This window comes from Sphingomonas sp. 37zxx (genome assembly GCF_000786205.1).
Taxonomy (GTDB): Bacteria; Pseudomonadota; Alphaproteobacteria; order Sphingomonadales; family Sphingomonadaceae; genus Sphingomonas.
The window spans coordinates 1-20209 of the sequence record NZ_JROH01000073.1 but is presented as its reverse complement, the minus strand read 5'-3'; the positions used below and the strand labels follow the sequence as shown (position 1 = coordinate 20209).

The following is a 20209-nucleotide window of genomic DNA, read 5'->3' as shown; positions in this document are numbered from 1 at the left end:
GTCAACATCCTTTTTCACTTTTGTTGCAATTTGCTGCTGATGGGCAGCTCAAGCGCCTTCTGCGCCCCTTGCCGTAAGGGGAGGAACATCGCCCTCCCCTCGTGCCGACACGCTTAGAACCGGGTACGCACGCCCACCGCACCGGTCCTGGGTGCGCCGGGCTGAACCCATAAAGCTGCATAGCTGTTCGCATACCAACGTTCGTCGAACAGATTGCGGATTTCGCCGAACAGCTCGACCCCCTCGATCACCTCGACCTGGCCGAACACCCGCGCCAGCGTATGCGACGGCAGCCGGAAATCGGTGCCGGTCGCGCCCGAACGATCGCCGACATATTGCACCGCCGCTCCGATCGATGCCTGCCGGCCACCCACGTCGAACGCCTTGGTCGCCAGCACGCTCAGCGTATCGCCGGGAATGTTGATCAGCGGGTCGCCCGGTCTGATCTGGAACGAGAAGTTCGGATCGAGCAGCGTCGATCGCGACTCTGCATCGACATGGGCATAGCTCACCAACACATCGATGCCGCCGGGAAGCCGCCCGGTGGCGTCGAACTCTACGCCCCGACTGCGCGCCTTGCCGATCGCGACCGAGAACCCCGGGTTGGAGGTATCGCTGGCAAGCACATTGTCCTTGTCGAGCTGGAACACCGACAATGTCCCTGCCAGCCGCCCGCCGAGCAGGCTGAACTTGCCGCCAATCTCGATCGACTTGCTCGTTTCGGGATCAAAGATCACGCCGCTGACGTCGGTGCCGATATTGGCGCGAAAGCCCTCGCCATAGGCGGCATAGAGCGACAGGGCGTCGGCCAACGCATAGACGATCCCCGCCTGCGGGCTGAAACGCTGGTCGCTGCGCTGGCTCAACACCGAGGTGATGCGATTGTCGGTACGCAGCACGAAATCGTCGAACCTGCCGCCAAAGCGGACCTGCAATCGATCGGTGAGCGAGATATGATCCTGGATATAGATGCCGGTGGCTTTCTGGGTATCCAGCCGGTTGTTCAGGGGAGCAGGCGTTGGCAGGGGGAAGCGGCCATAGACGGGATCGAGGATGTCGATGATGTTGCCGGCGCGATCGGTCGTCGTCGGCGTCAGCACCGGCGGGCGGAAGCGGCGGAAATCCTGGTCGTTGTTGAACTCGTCATGATCGGCCCCGATCAGCACGCGGTGTCGCATCCCCCCCAGCTCGAAATCGCCCGCCAGTTCGGCGCGAATCGCGAAATGATCCGAATCATACCGCCGCGACCGGCGCTGCCGCGACAGCGAGCGGCCATCGGTGAACAGCTTTTGCCGCGAGGGCACCAGTTCGGCATCGGATGAACTGCCGGTCAACAGCGTCTCGCGATAGCTTGCCCCGACGAGCAGGCTCCACCGATCGCTGAAATCATGCTGGACACGCAATTGATGCCCGGTGGCGCGCGCGACATGATCGCCGTCGCCAGGCTCGCCCAGGAAACGGTTGCGCGGCACCGTATCGAAATCGCCATTGAGCACGACGATGCCGCGATCGAACGGGGTTTCGACGCGGGTCCATTCGAAATCATAGGTCAGCCGGGTCGAATCGCCGATGCCAAGGCCGATCGAGGGCAGGAAGCCCCAGCGCTTTTCATCGATCGTGTCGCGGAAACTGCCCGCGCTTTCGGCATAGCCGATCACCCGCGCGGTGAGCGTGCCCGCCACCGCCACATTGACATCGGCATCGGCGCGAACGCGATCGAAGCTGCCGACCTGCAAAGACGTCGTGCCGAAGGTTTCGCCCAACTGCGCCTGTTTGGTGACGATGTTGATCGTCCCCCCCGGCTCACCGCGACCGAATAATGCCGCAGCCGGCCCTTTGAGCACTTCGATCCGCTCGATCCCCGAAACGTCGCGCTGGCCCGCAAAGCCGCGACCGCCATTGAAGCCGTTCACCAGATACCCGGTCGGCAGATTCTCGTCGCCGGCAAAGCCGCGCACTGCGAACCCGTCCCACAGGCCACCCAGTGTATTCTGCCGCGCGACCGAGGCGTTGAGGTCGAGCGCGTCGGTCAGCCGCAGGATATTCGCCTCCTGCAGCGTCTTGCCGTCGATCACCGCCACCGATTGCGGGATTTCCTTCAGCGTGAAATCGCCGCGATAGGCCTGGCGCACCCCGGTGATGAAAATGTCGCCCCGCTCCTCCGAAGCTTTCGGCGCGGCCGGATCGGCCTCCCCTGCTTCGGTCGCTTGCCCGCCCGTCTGCCCCGCTTGCGCGGCCGCCGACGGCATCGCCAGCATCGGCATCACGCCGGCGATCATCGCCGCCCGAATCGAAACCCGAATCATTCACTTGCCCCTTGTCTCCGCGAGCCTTTCCGGCGTTCGCGATTTGCTCATGATGGCGATTGCGGGTCTACTCGCTTTCGACACCAGTGGGTTGCGCAATGATACATCGTCTCATAAAAGCCAAGTGCTGCATTGCAAAAAACAGACCCTCGAACTGGATTTAGCGCATGAACCAACCCACCGGCATGGCGACGATCGAAACCAAAGCCCTGCGCTATGCTTATGGCACGCGGGAGGTGCTGCGTGGACTCGATCTGGCGGTGCATGCCGGCGAAATCTATGCGCTGCTGGGCGGCAATGGCGCGGGCAAATCGACGACGCTGAACGCGCTGCTGGGGTTTATCACGCCTACCCAGGGCAGCGTATCGATCTCGGGGTTTGATCCCTCGCGTGATCCGCAAGCGGCGCGCGCCAGCCTCGCTTATGTCCCCGAAAGCGTCGCGTTGTACGACCATCTGACCGCGCGGGAGAATATCGACTATTTCCTAGCGCTGGCCGGCACCGACCGTTCGGTCGCGGGGGTGATCGATCCGGCGCTGGAGGCGGTCAGCCTGCCGAGCGATGCCTGGAACAAGCGTGTCGGCGGATTTTCCAAAGGGATGCGGCAAAAGGTGGCGATCGCGCTGGCGCTGGCGCGGCAGGTGCCGGTGCTGCTGCTCGACGAGCCGACATCGGGGCTGGACCCGCGCGCGACGATGGATTTCAACCGCTTGCTCGAAACCGCCCGCGCTCGCGGCGTCACCACCCTGATGGTGACTCATGATCTGTTGAGCGCGGTCGATGTCGCCGACCGTATCGGCTTTCTGGCCGATGGCCGGATCGAGGAGGAGCTTGCCGCCGCCGCCGGACCCAATCGGTTCGACCTCAACAGCCTGCACCAGCGTTATGCCGGGGCCGGCGCATGAGCGGCGCAACCTTCAGGATCGCGCGCGAGGAATGGCGCGCGCTTGCCCGCAATCGCGCGGGCGTCATCGCCACCTTGCTGGTCGTCGCGCTGATCGCGGTCGCCGCCTTGGTCAGCATCGAACGGCGCGCGGCGATCGAGCAACAGCGCGCAGCCTATCAGGCAAGCGTCGACAGCGAGTTCGACGCGCAGCCCGATCGCCATCCGCACCGCATGGTGCATTATGGCCAGTTCGTGTTCCGCCCGATCGACAGCCTGGCTTTCTTTGATTTCGGTGTCGACGGCTTCACCGGCAATACCGTGTTCCTGGAGGGCCACCGCCAGAACAGCGCCAATTTCAGCGAAGCGCGGCAATCATCGCTGCTGCTTCGCTTCGGCCAGCTCACCCCGGCCTTTGTGCTGCAGACGCTGGCGCCCTTGTTGATCGTTTTTCTGGCCTTTTCCAGCGTCGCGCGGGAGCGTGAGCGCGGCACGCTGCGGCTGTTGCTGGCGCAGGGGATTAACGGGCGGCGAGTGCTGGCGGGTAAGTTTCTGGGGCATGGCGTCGTCGCGATCGCCATCGCGATCCCGGCCTTTGCGGTGCTGATCGGTTTTGCGGTTGCCGGTGAGGCGCGGTGGTCGGCGGCGTTGTTGCTGATCCTTGGCTATTCGGCCTGGCTGTTGCTGTGGGCGGCGATTGCGGTGCTGGTATCGGCATCGGCGAAGCGCGCGCGCGATTCGCTGACCGCACTGGTCGGCATCTGGATGGTCGTGGTGATCCTGTTGCCCCGTGCGCTGCCCGAAGCTGCTGCGGCGCGCACCCCCTTGCCGACCAAAATCGAAAGCGAGGTCGCGCTGCACCAGGAACTGCTCAACATCGGCGACAGCCATAATCCCGACGATCCCTATTTCGCCGATTTCAAGGCAAAGACACTGGCCCGCTATGGCGTCGACAGTGTCGAAAAGCTGCCGGTGCAATATGCCGGCCTGGTCGGCGTGGAGGGCGAACGGCTGACCACACAGCTCCACGCCCGCGCCGCCGATGCAGGCTTTGCGCGCGAGGAATCGCAAAACGCCTTTGTCCGCGCGTTCGGCGTCATCAGCCCGCTGCTGGCGATCCGTGACCTGTCGATGGCGCTCACCGGCAGCGACCTGGCGGCGCATCAGGATTTCCTGAACCAGGCCGAATCCTTTCGCTATCGCTTCGTCCAGATCCTCAACCGGATGCAGGTCGATCTGATCCCCAATGTGAATGCCGGTGAAGACCCGCGCATCGCCGCCGACAATTGGCAGCGGGTGCCGCGCTTCACCTATGTCGACCGCGACACGGTGGCGACCCGATCGCCGCGGATCGCGGGCAGCCTTGCCGTATTGCTGGGTTGGCTGATCGTGCTGGGATTGGCCGCGATGCCGATTGCCCGCAATTTGGGGAGGGCAGCGCGATGAGCCTGATGAAAGCCGAACTCCGCCTGATCCTGCGATCGAAACTGGCGGCTGCCTCGCTGGCGCTGTTGTTTGCGCTCTCGGCTTTGGCGATCTGGTCGGGCATCGCCAATGTCCGCCGCGCCGACGCCACCATCGCCCGCGTCGAAGCCGCGCAGCAGCAGGATTTCGCGCAAGTCGCGGCGACCTATGGCAAGCCCGATGGCGAGCCGGGCTATGCCGCTTATTACACCTTCCTGCTGACGTCGGATCACCCCGGCCCGCTCGCCTTTGCCGCGATTGGCCAGCGCGACGTCCAGCCCAATGTACTGCGAATCCGGGCGTTGGGCCTGCAATCGCAGCTATATGAATCGGAAACGATCAACGCCGAACTGGCGCTCCCCGGCGCGTTCGATTTCGCGTTCGTTGCGATCTACCTCGCGCCACTGGTCGCCATCGCGCTGGCGCATGACCTGGTGTCGGGCGAGCGTGAGGCGGGGCGATTACGGCTGTTGCTGTCGATCCCCGGCCGCGCCGGTGCGGTGTGGCGGCGGCGGGCGGGGCTTCGCTATGCGCTGGTGCTCGCCGCGTTGCTGCTGCCGCTGGTCGCGGCGTTGCTGGCGCTGGGTTCGCCGCTGCTCGGTGGGCTGGGGATGATCGCGGTCGCCTCGGTCTATCTCGCCTTCTGGTTCGCGCTGTGCCTGATCCTCGGCGCGCGGATCAATGCGTCGGCGACCAGCGCGGCGGCATTGGTCGGCTGCTGGATCGCGCTGACCTTGCTGCTGCCAACCCTCGCCAACGCCGCGATCGCGCGCGCGGTGCCGGTGGCCAAGGGGATCGACCTGACACTGGCGCAGCGCGAGCTGGTCCATCACGGATGGGACACGCCCAAGGCCGAAACCTTCAACGCCTTCCTGGCGACGCATCCGCAGTTTCGCGGGAAGGAAGCGTTTGCGGGCCGCTTCCACTGGAAATGGTATTACGCCATCCATCAGGCCGCCGACCAGGCGGTCGCGCCGCAAGTCGCCGAATATCGCGCCAGCCTGGCCGCGCGCGAAGCCTGGACGCAGCGGGTGGGCTATGTCCTGCCCGGCGTGGCGGCGCAGGTGATGCTGCACCGATTGGCCGATACCGATCTGACCGCGCAATTGGGGTATCAGAACAGTATCGCCGCCTTCCACGCGCGGCTTCGCAATTTCTATTATCCCTATCTGTTCGACGCACGCCCCTTCACCCGGGCCGATTTCGACAGGTTGCCGGTGTACCAGCCGCGCGAGGACACCGCGTCCTGGCCGGCGGGCTCGATGCTGGCGTTGTTGCTGGCGGCGGCGATCGGGCTTGGCATCGCGGCGGTGCAGGTCCGGCGTATCGGGTCGGCGGCTGGCTAAAGGTCGCCGCCCGCCTTTTGCTCGCGCCGCGCTCGTCTTCTATAGCGCGGCGATGATCCGCCTGATTTCAACGATGTTCGCCGCGACCGCCCTGTTGGCGGCCGCCCGTGCCGATGCCCAGCAACAGCAAGGCGGCTTCGACCTCGACGGCCCCGCCATCGCTATCACGGTGACCCGCGATGGCGAGACGCTGCCAATCGCGGCGGTGCCGTCGCTTAAGGGCGGCGACAAGCTGACGGTGCGCGCGATGCTCGCCGATACCAAATCGGCGCGCTACCTGCTGATCGGTGCATTCCTGCGCGGGGCCGCCAATCCGCCGCCCAAGGAATGGTTCACACAGGTCGAAACCTGGCACAAAAAGAAGAATGTCCTCGAACTGACGGTGCCCGAAGGGGCCGAACAGGCGCTGATCCTGCTGGCGCCGAACACCGGCGGCGGGTTCGATACCGTGCGCGATGCGGTGCGCGGGCGGCCCGGCGTGTTCGTGCGCGCGGCCAAGGATCTGCACCAGGCATCGCTCGATCAGACGCGGCTCGAAACCTTCGTCACCACCATCGGCACCATCGCCGACACCCGCCCCGAACAGCTCGCGACCGCAGCGCCGCTGCTGGCCAAGGCGCTGGGGATCAAGCTCAACGCCGAATGCCTCACCCGCCCGCGCGCGTTGCAGGCAAGCTGCCTGACGCAGAATCGCGAGGCGCTGGTGCTCCAGGCACAGCGCGGCACGACGCTGGCCGAAACGCTCACCGGCACCCCGGTCGACGTCGCCTATCGAATCGCCGCAACGCCCGAGGCGGGGGCGGGATATTACAGCCCCTATATCGGGCTGGCGCGCGATGTGGCGCGGCTGTTTGGCGCGTTCCGCACCGCGCAATATCAATATCTGCCCGCGCTGACGGTCGCCAGTGGCGATTCGATCCAGCTCAAGCTGAACGCCCCGCCCTCGTTCCAGAATCCGCGATCGGTGCTGCTCGCGCCATTGCCGCCGATCGGCGTTGCGACGCCACCGGTTTGGCAATCGGGCAGCCGATCGCCGATCTGCCTGGCGCGCGCCGACGCCGCGATCCCGCTCGACGACGCATCGCTGCTGTTCGCCACCGGCTATGCCCGCGACCTGACGCTGTCGGTGGTATCACAGGGCAAGGCAAGTTCGATCCCGGTGGTGGCCGATCTGGCGGCGGGCGGCATCCGCCCCGCCGATCCCGCCGCGCTTGCCGGTTTCACCAGCGTCGAAAGCGGCGTGCTGCAAGGCAAATGGGGCTTTGACCGGTTTTCGGGGCCGAGCCTGCCGGTGGTGCTCGATCCGCCCGGTGCCTGGAAGGCAGAGCCCGATGCGATGGTCGTCATCGGCCGCGATCATGCGCTCACCCTAAGCGGCGGCGCGGCGGCGTGCGTGGCGCAGGTGACGCTGGCGGGCGCGGGCGGCACCGCGCAAACGATCGAATGGAACCCCGACGCCCCCGACCGGATCGAAGCGAAGCTGCCGCTGAAGGAGCAGCGCCCCGGCCCGCTCACGCTGACCATCGCACGCCACGGCGCGGCGGCATCGCAGAGCATCGCGCTGACCGCGCGCACCGAGGCCAGCCGGATCGAACGATTCATCGTCCATCTGGGCGATCGCGACGCGGTGTTGCACGGCGCGCGGCTCGATCAGGTGGCGCAGGTCGATCTGGCGGGGCAGCGCTTTACGCCGGGCAACGTCACGCGCGGCCCCGATGGCGACCGGTTGGCGCTGCAGGCCGATAGCTCGTTCACCGCGCAGCCCGTGGCGAAGTCCGCAGTGGCGACCGCGACCTTGCGCGATGGCCGGGTGCTGCGCGTAACCGCGACCATCGCACCCGCCCGCCCATCGGCGACGCTGATCAGCCGCCAGGCCGAATATCAGCCGGCCGCCGGTGTGCTGCCGATCACCCTGCCCGACGCGCTGCTGCCCGAACAGGCAACGCTCAACTTCTCCTTCCGCATCGCCAACGGCGCACTGGTCGACGCGATCGAACTGAAGGCAAAGGACGGCAGCACCGCCCGGCTGGATTTCGCATCGGGCGCGTTGCAGCGGGTGAGCGACGATGTCGTCATCGCGGCGGCAAACCCGCGCGCGCTGTTCGGTCACAGCCTGTCCGGCCCGTTGCAGTTCCGCCTGCTGGCCCCCGACGCGGCGGGCGACTGGCAACCGCTGGCACATATCGTCCGCCTGCCAGGCCTCGCCGGCCTTGCCTGCAAAACCGGGCAGGACGAATGCGCCTTGTCGGGCGACCAGTTGTTCCTGATCGCAGCGATCAGCGAGACCGCCGATTTCGCCAGGCCCGTACAAGTCCCGATCGGCTTCGTCGGCGCATCAATCGCCCTGCCCCGCCCCACCGGCGACACGCTGTATCTACGCCTGCACGACGCGCCGGACACCGCGGTTCGGGTTCGAGTATTGTGAGGGGGGGCAGGCTGCTGGATGATTTCGCCTTGATCCCGGATCACCCCCTTCGCCATTCCCGCAAAGGCGGGAATCCATAACCACTGCATAGGAATATGGATTCCCGCCTTCGCGGGAATGACGACAAGAAATGCGTCGGCATCACGTCATCATGCGCTAGCGAGCAAACAGCACCTCCCGACTACAGGAAGGTGGCACAGCGAACGTTGGCGCTCTTTCGAAGCGGTGAAGCCCGGCCGATCGGCACGAAATCGCAAGCCCGGCAAAATGGGCGACCTCCTCGCGATTGATTCGCTCGGAACGGCCCTTTCCGCCGGCTGCATAACTGCATCATATATCTGCATCGCCGGACACAAGGGTTGGCGTCGCTTCCAGGCCGATGCAAAATCTGTGATTTTTGCATCGTGCACGCGGAAGGCTGCTGGTTACCTGCCTTTTCCAGCGGTTGCGGGAAAAGGTAGTGACCCGCTCTCAAAAGACCGCTGCCAGCCCTTTGCGCTGGTCAGGCGCCCTTGCTGAAACGTGAATTTTACCTGTGAGATGCGCTGATCCGTGCTGCTGGTGAAGTCGACGATGATCGATTGCTTCCCACAGGCATCCGTGGGGCTGTCCATGTAGTCCCAACCGAGGAACCGGAACTGGTCAGCGTTCATAGTTTCCGCCAATGATCGAGCACCTGCGACGCCCTTTCCTAGCGGTCGCCCCACGTCTCCAGCACCAAGGTCGAAGCCGGCGGTTTGATCAATCAGACCATCTAGCAAGGCGTCTGCCTTGGGGCCTGTTTCCGATGCCACCGCTATGATCTTCGCGGCTCGGCGGCCGAGCGCTTCATGCACAGCACGGGCGGTGTCGATGTTGGCCAGATCGCAGCCTGACGTAGGCGCGTTGGCACCAAGGACCATGATGGCAGCGATCATGGCCGGCAGGCTGCCCCACATTCCGGATGCCCGCAACTGGCATTAGTCGGCACCCAGAGTTGATGCACAACTTTCGCAGACCGTGTGAAAAGTCGTGAGCTGCGGCCTGGACGGTGATCGGCTTTCCTCCGAGCTGGCGTTCAAGCTGAAGATATCGCGATGCTGTCCTCTGACCGTCTTGAGGCGGCCAGGAGCCGTTTATCCAAGGCCCAGGGCACCACATTCAGGCGCAGAAAGGCCAGCCTTACGCCCTTGCTGCTGCAATCAGGCCGGGCACCCCGACCAGGGTGATGGCCCGTCTGATGTTGTAGGCGAGCGCGGTCAGGCTGAACTCGCCACGAACGTTCTCGAGCCGGCGCATCAGGAACGCGCCCTGGCCCATCCACTGCTTGATGGTGCCGAAGGGGTGCTCGACGCTGTTTCGCCGTTGGGCGAGCATCTCGGGTCGCAGTGCCAACCGCGCTGCCATGCGGTCGAGAACGGCCACACCGTGACCGAGGCGGTCGACGAHTGSCANGGGATCGACTGGCGCAACCCGCAGCATAGCTGGCGTCCGGCAAGCGCGGGATAACGGCCGAACGCCTGCATTTTCGGCTTGCCCTGAGGGGGGAGCAGTGATTCACTTCGCCCATGCAAGCCGTCGGCTCACCCCTTCCTGACGATGTCAAAGCGCTCCAAGCGCTGCTCGCAAGCGCGACCCGCCGGGCTGATCAGGCCGAGGCCAGGCTGGCTAACGCACAGGCCCGCGAGAGCGCCACCGAGGCGATGATCGCCCATCTCAAGCTGCAGATCGCCAAGCTGCGGCGCGAGCAGTACGGTGCCAGTGCCGAACGTAGGGAGGTGCAGGCCGGATCAGGCGGGCGGAGTGTAGGCCTCGTAGGGATTGTCCGGCGCGAGGTGGCCGAACGGTGTCATCACATAGTCGCCGGCGTCGCGGCCAACTGCGCAAAGAACGTAGCGGGTTTCGCCGCTGGCAACCTCGGTGCATTCCATCAGCGCGAGATCGCCCGCTTGCGCGGCTTTCAGCAGCGTCTCGAAATTGGCGCGGGCATGGTCAGGAATTGCCATGGCAAGACTCCTTGATCGGTGAGGGGGGGAGCAAGACACGCGGGGCGACCTGGACCGCCCCGCGCGAGCGAAGTTCATTCGGCAGCAATTGTGAAGGCGTCGTCGGCGTCCGCCTGCTCGGCATCATCCGCGAGGAAATCGGGCAGGCCGGCGATTTCAGCTTCATCTGCTTCGATGGCAGGCAACCGCAGGGGTTCTGGCAACCAACCGGTGCCGCTCAGCAGCCGTTCGGCCTCGCGTGCCATGTCACCCTTCTTGAGATGTTCGATCAGGGCTGCGGTCGCATCGCCCCTGGCTTCGCGGACCGCTTCAATGATCCGGGGTTTGGTCACCCGCCCGAGATAGTTGTCGATCGTTGGCGTCCAGCCAGCCTCGGCCATGTCGAGCCCGACGACTGCTGCCAGAGCATCTGCGGCGGCAATGCGCTGCGCCACGCCATGCGCCGAGATGCGTCCGTCATAGCCCTTGCTCGGCTCAAACAGTGCGTTGACGCCGTGGCTGACACAGTGGGCGAGCAGTGCCATCTGCTCATCTTGCGTCATAGCGGCAAGGGCGTCCCACAGCGCCTGTGGTTCATCCGGCATGGATCAGCGCCGTCTCGACCACGCGCGTTCGGCTCCGGTCAGACCGACCGCGCACCGACCGGGCAAGATCGCCCAATGACAAAAACCGCTCATCGTCAGGGCGCGAGAACCATTCCGACGACACCCGACCCACGCGCGAGCCGCGCGAGACATCCACCTTGTAGCCGCTGCTTAGGTCGCGGCGCGTATCGAGAACCTGCATATCCATGGGAAATCTCCATGACGGCTGGCCGGGAGCCTCTCTCTCGACCCTCATCCCGTCACGGCGAAGCCCCGCCAAACTCTCACTCTCATCTCCAACGCTCACAATTGCACGAGCGACCAGCGCGATTGCCAAGGCAAGAAACTGCACCCTGAAAGAGGCGGAGCATCGTGCCATCACTCGCGCAGGCGGAAAGGCGGGGCTTGTCGGCTTTCCCGGCCTGCGCTTCGGACCATTTCCGCCGGTTCAGAGTGCGTGCGGGGCCCTTCTCGTGAAACGCCGCGCCCGCAGGAGTGCGCCGGAACGGCGCACGGGACCGAGCGCGTCGCCAGCCCCGCTCCTCGTTTCGGGGTGTTGCGGGGTGTCCCCGCTGAGGTGGGTGTGAAGAAGCCGCGCAACGGCTTCGACTAGGGAGGAAACGTCCTCCCGCACATCGAAGATTAAGCCTCTACGCCAGGCTACGAAACACGTTGATTACGTGGCGATTACGTGGCTCTCGACAGCCCCTTGGGAGGGGTGTAAACTTGCACCTAAGCCGTTCAGAAGTTTGGTGGACGCACTTGGGATCGAACCAAGGACCCGCTGATTAAGAGTCAGCTGCTCTACCAACTGAGCTATGCGTCCATACCCTGGCAAATATCGCGGTTTGGTGCCGCTTTGCGTTCGGGAGGCGCGCCACTAACATCGCGTGGCGGGCTTGGCAACACCCTATCTTGCTACCAGCGCGATTGGGTGGTCGCGGAGCGATCGATCGACATCAGGATGCCGACGCAGATCAGCACCGTCATCTGGGCAGAGCCGCCGAAACTGACAAGTGGCAGCGGGATGCCAACGACGGGCGCAAGGCCCATCACCATCATCAAATTGATCGCCACATAATAAAATATGGTCGTCGCGAGGCCCGCTGCGGCCAAGCGGGCAAAACGGTTCTGCGCCCGATGCGCCACGTTCATCCCCCAGCGAATCAGCAGCATGAACGCCAGGATCAACAGCAGGCCGCCGACCAGTCCCCATTCCTCTGCCAAGGTGGCAAACACGAAATCGGTATGGCCCTCGGGCAGATAATCGAGGTGGACCTGGCTGCCATTGCCGAAACCCTTGCCAAACAGTCCGCCTGATCCGATCGCGATCTTCGACTGGCTGATATGATAGCCGGTGCCCAGCGGATCATTTTCCGGGTTAAGAAAGATCAGCACCCGGTTGCGCTGATACTCATGCAGCAGGAAGTTCACCGCCAGCGGGATGAACAAGGCAAGCCCCAGTGCGCCACCGATGAACAGGCGCAACGGAATACCGGCGAGAAACATCACCACCACCCCGCCGCCGGTGATCATCAATGCCGTGCCCAGATCGGGCTGTAGCATGACGAGGCCCGCCGGCAGGGCGATCAATACAACCGCTGGCCATATCGCGCCGAACCGCCGCGTTTCGCTGGGTGGCAGCATGGTGTAGAATTTTGCCACGGCCAGCACGATGAATGGCTTCATGAACTCCGAGGGCTGAAGCCGGATCGGTCCAAGCTCGAGCCAACGTTGGCTACCACCCTTCACCGCACCGAGCAGTTCGACCCCAAACAACGCCACCAGCGTCAATGCATAACCCGGAAGCGCAATGCTGTTCCAGATGCGCGCAGGAACCCAGGAAAGCGTTATCGCCATCGCCATGAAAATGCAGAAGCGCAACGCCTGCGAAGACGCCCAGGGCGTCACGCTGCCGCCCGCTGCCGAATACAGCACGATGATGCCAAAACCGCCAATCGCGCAAAGCAGGAGCATGATGGCCCATGGCAGCCGCGCGATCGGGGCTGGGACGAGTTCGCCTAGTGGCATGCGCGTTGGTTCATTCGTTGGCCCCGCCTGGTTCGGCATCGGTATCGGGAAGCGGATTTTCACGCGCCGCGCGATAGGCATCGGCTTTTGCCGCCATACGGGTGCGGATGTCGCCGCCCCATCCTGCCTCAAGGATCGCCAGTGTATCGAGCGCGCGTTGACGATCGAAAAGATAGGTCAGGACGTCGCGGGCAACCGGCGCTGCCGCGCCCGAACCCGACATGCCGTGTTCGATCACCACCGACACCGCATAGCGCGGCTGATCGACCGGAGCGAAGCCGATGAACAGCCCGTGATCGCGATACTTCCACGGCACGTTCAATCCGCCGCGCGCGCCGCCGGCGATCCGCCGCACCTGCGCGGTGCCGGTCTTGCCACCCATGCGGATACCATCGAGCTGAAGCCGGCTGCGGCCTGCGGTGCCCGCGCCGTTCACCACTTCGTCCATGCCAGAGCGGATCAGCGCCATGCGTTCAGGGGCAACATCGAGCATCGGCGCGACAATCGGCGCGTCGGCGAGGATGCGGGGCATCAGCCGACGGCCCGAGGCGATGCGCGAGGTCTGGACTGCCAATTGCAACGGACTGGTGAGGATATAGCCCTGACCGATCGATGCGTTGAGCGTGTCCGACTGGGTCCATTTCTGATCGTATTTCCGCAGCTTCCAGGCGGGATCGGGAATGGTGCCGTAACGTTGTGATGGAAAGGGAAGGGGGTATTCCGCTCCCAGCCCCAATTCGCGCGCCGCCGCCGCGACTGCGTCCATCCCGACCTCACGGCCCATAGTGTAGAAATAGGTGTTGCAGCTACGCGCGATCGCGCGGTGCAGGTTCACCGATCCATGCCGACCCAGGCAGCGGAAGAAGCGATTGCCCAGTTGATAGCCGCCGTTACAATATACCGTCCGTTCGGGGTCGACACCCGCGCGCAGCGCAGCAAGCGCGGTTGCGGGCTTGAAGGTCGATCCGGGAGGGTACAGGCCTTGCAACGCCTTGTTGGTCAACGGCAGATGGTCGTCGCTGGACATCAGGCCCCATTCGACCTGGCTGATGCCGTCGGAAAAGCTGTTGGGGTCATAGGCCGGCATCGATGCGATCGTCAGGATGCTGCCGTCGAGCGTGTCGATCACCACAACCGCGCCCGATTCATTGCCCAGCCGCCGCGCTGCATATTCCTGCAGGCCGACGTCGATCGTCAACCGAACGGTCTTGCCGGGAACATCGCGGCGGGTTTCCAGGTCACGCACCGGGCGGCCGCGCGCCGTCACCTCGACCCGCTTGGCCCCGGGCACCCCGCGCAGCGTCGATTCCAGCGTCTTTTCAAGCCCGTCCTTGCCGAGTTTGAAACCTGGCGTGAGGAACAGCGGATCCTTGGTTTCCTTATACTGATCAGCGGTCGCACCGCCGACATAGCCGACCAGATGCGCCACCGCCGCGCCCGAGGGATAGTTGCGTGCATAGCCCTGCGTCGGCGCCACGCCGGCAAGTTCAGGCTGCCGCACCACCACCGAAGCATAACGCTCCCAATCGAGATTTTCGGCAACGGGGACGGGGGTAAACCCGCGGGCATCCTTCAAATCGCGGCGGATGCGATCAAGCGCCTCGGTATCGAGTGCCAGTAACTGGCTGAGCTTTCCAAGCGTAGCCTCGGTGTTTTCGAGCCGCTCGGGAATCAGGTCGATCCGAAAATCGGTGCGATTATTCGCAATCGGTATGCCAGCCCGATCGACAATCCAGCCACGGCGCGGCGGCAACAGCGTCAGATCGACGCGATTGCTTTCGGATAGCAGCTCATAACGCTCATTCTCGGCGACCGCGATCCAAGCCATGCGGCTGGCAAGCAGCACACCAACACCTGCCTGCATCACCCCGAGCATCGTCGCGCGGCGCGAGAAGCTGAAGGTTTGTGCCGCCTCTGTGACGATCTTGACCGGACCACTCATGGCCGCCCCCGCTGGTCGAGCGCGGCACACATGCGCGCGATGAGCGGGTATAGCGCGATGCTCAGTGCGATCTGTAGCAGCAGGACGGTATCGACATGCGCGCCGACCGGTGACGCGATGAGCCGCCCGGCGATGAGGCAAAAGCCGACAGCGCCGGTTGCGAGAAGCCAATCCTGCCAAAAATCACGCCACACAAGGCGACTATCTAACACTTCGACCGCCAGAAAGCACGTGGTCCATAACAGCATCGCGCTGCCCATCGGCTGACCGCTGAGCAGGTCATCGAACAGGCCCAAGGGCACCACAGCCCAAACCTTGAACACGTCGGGCCGCAGCAATCGCCACGCGATCAGGATCATCAGTCCGAACGGGGGCATCCATGGGATGGTGGAGATGACGGGAAACAGCACGACCATCGACCCCAGCATCACCGTGACCGGGGCAAGCCGTTTCGAACGAACCGGCGCGTCGGGCTCGGCAAAGCCGGTACGCAGCGGCTCGTTCATTGCGGCGCGGCTTCGGCTTTGGGGAGCGCAGGCGGTGGGGGCAGGTAAGGGCGCTGCACCAGCGCGAAGTCCAACCGGTCGGGATCGGCCAGCGGGCGGGCCTCGGCAATGTCGCGCGTGCTGCGCAGCACGCGGGCAACTGGAATCCCCGGCGGATAGATACCCCCGGTTCCCGACGTCATGAACAGGTCACCGGCGCGAAACGGCACATTGGCGAAGGTTGCCGAGCGGATCTCCACCAGGCCATCGCCGCGCCCTGCGATGATACCGGGAAGGCCGTCGCGGGTGCGGCGTACCGGCACGATGCTGTCAGCGTCGACGGCCAGCAGGATTCGTGCGGTGTTGGGGCTGGTTTCCAACACGCGGCCGATCAACCCTTCAGGCCCGCGCACGGGCTGGCCGGTACGGACGCCCTGCCAATAGCCGGCGTTGAGCGTGGCGTAGCGCCGGGTGCTGGAGGCGGATGCATTCACCAGGCGGGCCACCACCACTGTTTCGGGCTCGCGATCGCGCAGCACCAGCAATCGCCGCAGCCGGCCATTCTCGACCACCAACTGTCGCGCGCGTTCGAGCAGCGCCTGGTTGCGCTTTATGTCGGCACGCATCCGACGGTTTTCGTCAACGACGCCCAGATACTCGTCGATCCCGCGCGGGATGCCGTTCACGCTGCGGCGAATGGCGTGCAGCCCGGTGGAGATCGGCGTCGTCACCTCGCGCAACGCGCCGCGCGCGATGGCATAAGCAGGGGGATTGAAAGTCGACAGCACCAGCAGCACGCCGCCGAGCAACGCACCCAGCGCGGCGACGACATAGCCGATGAACAGCACATATTGCGCCCGCCGCGAAAATCCCGGGCGCCGGTTTCGTTGCGGCGCCATCGCGTACCCCGCCCTCAGACCGCGAGGAGCACGCCGCGGAACAACGGATCCTCCAGCGCGCGCCCGGTACCCAACGCAACACAGGTCAAGGGGTCTTCAGCGATCGTCACCGGCAATCCGGTTTCGTCGCGAAGCACCTCGTCGATCCCCTGCAACAGCGCGCCGCCGCCGGTCAGCACGATACCCTGATCGACGATGTCGGCAGCCAGTTCGGGCGCGGTGTTTTCCAGCGCGATGCGGACACCCTCGACGATCGTGCCGACCGGCTCGCTGAGGGCCTCGGCAATCTGGCCCTGGTTGATCTGGATTTCCTTGGGAACGCCATTCACCAGATCGCGACCCTTGATATGGATCGTCATGCCGATGCCGTCGGCCGGCGGCTTGGCGGTGCCCACTTCCTGCTTGATCCGCTCGGCGGTGGCCTCGCCGATCAGCAGATTATGGTTGCGGCGGACATAGCTGACGATCGCCTCGTCCATCTTGTCGCCACCCACGCGCACCGAGGTCGAATAGGCAAGCCCGCGCAGCGACAGCACCGCGACTTCGGTGGTGCCGCCGCCAATGTCGACCACCATGCTGCCGATCGGCTCGGTGACGGGCATGCCCGCACCGATCGCCGCGGCCATTGGTTCCTCGATCAGGAAAACCTGGCTCGCGCCGGCGTTCGACGCGGCATCGCGGATCGCGCGGCGCTCGACCGAGGTAGAGCCCGAGGGAACGCAGATCACGATCTGCGGCCAGCGGATGAAGCGGCGGCCGCCATGTACCTTCTGGATGAAATGCTTGATCATCTGTTCGGCGACGTCGATGTCGGCGATCACACCGTCACGCAGCGGGCGGATCGCCTCGATCGTGCCGGGGGTCTTACCCATCATCAGCTTGGCGTCGTCGCCGACCGCCTTGACCTTCTTGACGCCGTTGATCGTCTCGACCGCGACCACCGAGGGTTCGTTGAGCACCACGCCGCGCCCACGCAAATAAACGACGGTGTTCGCCGTTCCCAGATCGATTGCCATATCGTGGGACATGAACTTGAAAAAGCGGGAGAAAGCCATGTATTAATCCGTCCCTGGCCGCGCGGGTGCAGCGCGGCTGTTCGCACATCGATCTTTAGCGCGGCCCGTCGGTTACTGGACGTGCCAGCTCCGAAATGTCTGCGGATGCGGGTCGCGGGAAGGCCGCGATTGGGCTAGAGCGGGGGGCATGTCAATACGCCGTCTCCCTGAACATCTTATCAACCGTATCGCCGCCGGCGAAGTGGTCGAACGTCCAGCCTCGGCGTTGAAAGAATTGGTCGAAAACGCGATCGATGCGGGCGCAAGCCGCATATTTGTGCGGCTCTCGGCGGGTGGCACTTCGCTGATCGAGGTGGTCGATGATGGCTGCGGCATGGATGCGGCAGCGATGGCCCTGGCGCTGGAACGCCATGCGACCTCCAAGCTGCCCGAATCATTGTGGGAATCGGGCGCGATCGAAGGCGTTGCGACGCTCGGTTTTCGCGGTGAAGCGTTGCCGTCGATCGCCAGTGTCGCGCGGCTGACACTCGAAAGCCGCCCGCGCGACGGCGAAGGCTGGACTCGGATCATCGATAATGGCGTCGTGGCGCATGACGGCCCTGCCGCGCTGCCGCCCGGAACGCGGGTGAAGGTCGAAGCGCTGTTCGAGCGGGTGCCCGCGCGACGCAAATTCCTGCGTTCGCCGCGCGCCGAATATGCCGCCTGCCTCGACGTCGTCCGCCGACTGGCGATGGCGCAGCCAGACATCGCCTTCTCGCTCGAACATGATGGCCGCCGCAGCCTGTCGGTCCAGGGCGGCGAAAGCCAGGCGCAGCGCGTCGCGGCGCTCACCGATCGCGCGCTGTTCGACAACAGCGTCGCGGTGGATTTTACGCGCGAGGGGATCGTGCTGGGCGGGGTGGCGGGGCTGCCGACCTTCAATCGCGGCGTTGCCGATCATCAATATCTGTTCGTCAACGGGCGACCGGTGAAGGACCGACTGCTGGTGGGCGCGGTGCGCGGTGCCTATGCCGAAATGCTGGCGCGCGACCGTCATGCGGTGGTCGCGCTGTTCCTCGACGTTCCCACCGACGCGGTCGACGTCAACGTCCACCCCGCCAAGACCGAGGTACGGTTTCGTGATCCGGCGCTGGTGCGCGGGATGATCGTCAGCGGCCTTCGCCGCGCGCTCGACGCGGCGGGGCATCGCAGCGCCAGGCCGACCGAGGCGGCGCTGGGGCTGTGGACCAGCGAAGGCGAGGGCGAGGCTTCGGCCCCCGCTCGGCATCCAGGCGAAAGCTGGGAACGCCCGGTTGGCCAGGGTGCGCTCGACCACGGCGAGACCCCGGCCTTCGCCGCAATGGCGGCAGGGGCGGGGCGAGCCGTCCGCGACTATCGCCCCACCTTCTTCACCGCCCCGCCGCAGGCGCGCGCCGAACCCGCGACCGAACCCGTCCCTTCGACCATCGCGCACCCGCTGGGCGCGGCGCGCGGGCAGGTGGCGCGGACCTATATCGTCGCCGAGGCCGAGGATGGCCTGATCCTGGTCGACCAGCACGCCGCGCACGAACGCCTCGTGCTCGAACGGCTGCGCGTCGGGCTAGCCAATGGCGGAGTACGATCCCAAGCACTACTGCTGCCCGAAGTCGTCGAGCTTGATGAGACCGCCTGCGACCGGCTCGAAGAACGGATCGCTGAATTGAGCGAGTTCGGCCTGGACCTCGAACGTTTCGGGCCCAACGCAATGCTGGTGCGCGCGACCCCGGCGCTGTTGGGGCAGGGCGACGTCATCGGGCTGGTCCGCGATTTGGCCGATGAACTGGCGGCGCACGATCAAGCACTGAGCTTGCGCGAACGGCTCGATCACGTCGCCTCGACAATGGCGTGCCACGGATCGGTGCGCGCTGGGCGGGTGCTGAGCGTCGCCGAAATGAACGCGCTGCTAAGAGAAATGGAGGTCACTCCGCATTCGGGGCAATGCAATCATGGCCGCCCGACCTGGGTGAAGCTGCGGACGCAGGATGTGGAGAAGCTGTTCGGGCGGAAGTAAACAGCGCGGTGCATCAGTTATGCTCATCACGCCTTTGCGCCATCGCGGTTAGGTCTATCACTCGTAACTTGGGCTGTCCCGATTGGGCCAAGATGCGGCTGCCGGGCACTTTTACATAATCAACAACGATAAGGAAGCGCTCCCGCTTGGGAATGCCTTCCGATCCGACCGGCAAGTCCAATCGCATATAACGCCGGCCAGCTAGCGCCTCTCGGGCGTTACCAATCCATCGCCCAGCGGCATCGGGGGATTGATTAGCCATCTCGACATCAATCACATCGCCATCTCGTGTAATTCTAAAGTTGAAATCGACCCACTGCCCTGATTTCAACGCCGGCAGACTGAGACTCGGTTGAACTCGTTGCGCGCCAAGATCAACCGGCGGCGCAACCAACAGCATGGGGGAGGCGGTGCGCGTTTTCGGCACGTTTTTCGCCGCCGCGACAGCTTCAGCGGCGCTGCTGTCCAAAGATTCGATCCTCGCCTGAAGCACCCCCAGCGCTTCGCGTGCCGAACGCATTCCTTCGTCTGTCGTGTCACGAATTGCTGCCAATCGCCGATTTGCCTCAGCGCGATACAAGGGCGAAACCTTGGCCGCAGTGGCATAGAATGTCAGGGCGCGAAACATGGCGATTCCCTGAAGGTCTTTCCAACCCTGCTTTTCAGCCACTTTCGCGACGGCATCATAGATATTGACGGCTGACTTGTACCTTCCTTGCCGCAGAAAGACGTCGGCGATCCGGATGCGTTGCGAGGCAATTTCGGGACTGTCCGCCGGCAAACCCGCCTTTAGCAGGCTGCTGAAAAATCCCAC

Annotated in this window: 15 protein-coding genes, 1 tRNA gene and 3 pseudogenes; 6 read left to right on the top strand and 13 right to left on the bottom strand. The window is 64.7% G+C overall.

The features are described from left to right. Positions 1-113: 113 nt before the first annotated feature. A complete protein-coding gene (locus QU44_RS16220) occupies positions 114-2306 on the bottom strand; it encodes a TonB-dependent siderophore receptor (protein WP_033923451.1) in 2193 nt (730 codons plus the stop codon). Positions 2307-2473: 167 nt separating this feature from the next. Here QU44_RS16220 and QU44_RS16215 point away from each other — a divergent pair, with 167 nt between their 5' ends. From QU44_RS16215 to QU44_RS16200, 4 genes are read left to right on the top strand one after another with little or no spacing between them, the layout of a single operon-like run. After that, entirely contained in the window at positions 2474-3211 is a 738-nt protein-coding gene (locus QU44_RS16215) for an ABC transporter ATP-binding protein (protein ID WP_052135007.1), read from the top strand. Then, positions 3208-4635 (top strand): ABC transporter permease, encoded by a 1428-nt coding sequence (locus tag QU44_RS16210; RefSeq protein WP_033923450.1) that lies wholly within the window; start codon positions 3208-3210, stop codon positions 4633-4635. Before QU44_RS16215 ends, QU44_RS16210 begins: the two co-directional genes overlap by 4 nt. Next, on the top strand, positions 4632-5999 hold the full coding sequence (locus QU44_RS16205; RefSeq protein ID WP_033923449.1) for a DUF3526 domain-containing protein: 1368 nt from the start codon (positions 4632-4634) through the stop codon (positions 5997-5999). Before QU44_RS16210 ends, QU44_RS16205 begins: the two co-directional genes overlap by 4 nt. Before the next feature lie 52 nt (positions 6000-6051). Continuing rightward, positions 6052-8424, top strand: coding sequence for a hypothetical protein (locus QU44_RS16200; protein WP_033923448.1), 2373 nt, complete (start codon positions 6052-6054; stop codon positions 8422-8424). Between the two features lie 425 nt (positions 8425-8849). On the opposite strand, the gene QU44_RS16195 is transcribed toward QU44_RS16200, so the two are convergent. After that, positions 8850-9362: a hypothetical protein gene (locus QU44_RS16195; protein ID WP_033923447.1), complete on the bottom strand. Its 513-nt coding sequence runs from the start codon at positions 9360-9362 to the stop codon at positions 8850-8852. 223 nt (positions 9363-9585) lie between these two features. After that, positions 9586-9825, bottom strand: a pseudogene (locus QU44_RS16190) (transposase); the annotation flags it as partial. 146 nt (positions 9826-9971) lie between these two features. Here QU44_RS16190 and QU44_RS16185 point away from each other — a divergent pair. Beyond that, a pseudogene (locus QU44_RS16185) lies at positions 9972-10175 on the top strand (IS66 family transposase); the annotation flags it as partial. 18 nt (positions 10176-10193) lie between these two features. Here QU44_RS16185 and QU44_RS17985 read toward each other — a convergent pair. From QU44_RS17985 to QU44_RS16145, 9 genes are all read right to left on the bottom strand, one after another. Further along, complete coding sequence (locus QU44_RS17985; protein ID WP_081988122.1) at positions 10194-10409, bottom strand: DUF6117 family protein; 216 nt, start codon at positions 10407-10409, stop codon at positions 10194-10196. Positions 10410-10483: 74 nt separating this feature from the next. After that, positions 10484-10993, bottom strand: coding sequence for a hypothetical protein (locus tag QU44_RS16180; protein ID WP_443018096.1), 510 nt, complete (start codon positions 10991-10993; stop codon positions 10484-10486). After that, complete coding sequence (locus QU44_RS16175) at positions 10983-11201, bottom strand: hypothetical protein (RefSeq protein ID WP_033923444.1); 219 nt, start codon at positions 11199-11201, stop codon at positions 10983-10985. Before QU44_RS16175 ends, QU44_RS16180 begins: the two co-directional genes overlap by 11 nt. A gap of 542 nt (positions 11202-11743) precedes the next feature. After that, a tRNA-Lys gene (locus tag QU44_RS16170) sits at positions 11744-11819 on the bottom strand. A gap of 92 nt (positions 11820-11911) precedes the next feature. Beyond that, positions 11912-13024, bottom strand: coding sequence for a rod shape-determining protein RodA (gene rodA, locus QU44_RS16165; RefSeq protein WP_033923454.1), 1113 nt, complete (start codon positions 13022-13024; stop codon positions 11912-11914). A 10-nt stretch (positions 13025-13034) separates the two neighbouring features. After that, complete coding sequence (gene mrdA, locus QU44_RS16160) at positions 13035-14966, bottom strand: penicillin-binding protein 2 (RefSeq protein ID WP_033923443.1); 1932 nt, start codon at positions 14964-14966, stop codon at positions 13035-13037. Then, complete coding sequence (gene mreD, locus QU44_RS16155; RefSeq protein ID WP_052135006.1) at positions 14963-15472, bottom strand: rod shape-determining protein MreD; 510 nt, start codon at positions 15470-15472, stop codon at positions 14963-14965. The genes mrdA and mreD overlap by 4 nt, the downstream gene beginning before the upstream one ends. Continuing rightward, positions 15469-16350, bottom strand: a complete 882-nt coding sequence (gene mreC / locus QU44_RS16150; protein WP_033923442.1) for a rod shape-determining protein MreC — start codon at positions 16348-16350, stop codon at positions 15469-15471. Before mreC ends, mreD begins: the two co-directional genes overlap by 4 nt. Positions 16351-16364: 14 nt before the next feature. Next, positions 16365-17405 carry a rod shape-determining protein gene (locus QU44_RS16145; RefSeq protein ID WP_033923441.1) on the bottom strand — a complete coding sequence of 347 codons (1041 nt, stop codon included), beginning with the start codon at positions 17403-17405 and terminating at the stop codon, positions 16365-16367. A gap of 148 nt (positions 17406-17553) precedes the next feature. Between QU44_RS16145 and mutL the strand changes: the two genes are divergently transcribed. Further along, the gene (mutL, locus tag QU44_RS16140) at positions 17554-19395 is read left to right on the top strand and encodes a DNA mismatch repair endonuclease MutL (protein WP_033923440.1); all 1842 of its coding nucleotides are present in this window, start codon (positions 17554-17556) and stop codon (positions 19393-19395) included. Positions 19396-19408: 13 nt separating this feature from the next. On the opposite strand, the pseudogene QU44_RS18560 reads toward mutL, so the two are convergent. Then, positions 19409-20209, bottom strand: a pseudogene (locus QU44_RS18560) (hypothetical protein); the annotation flags it as partial.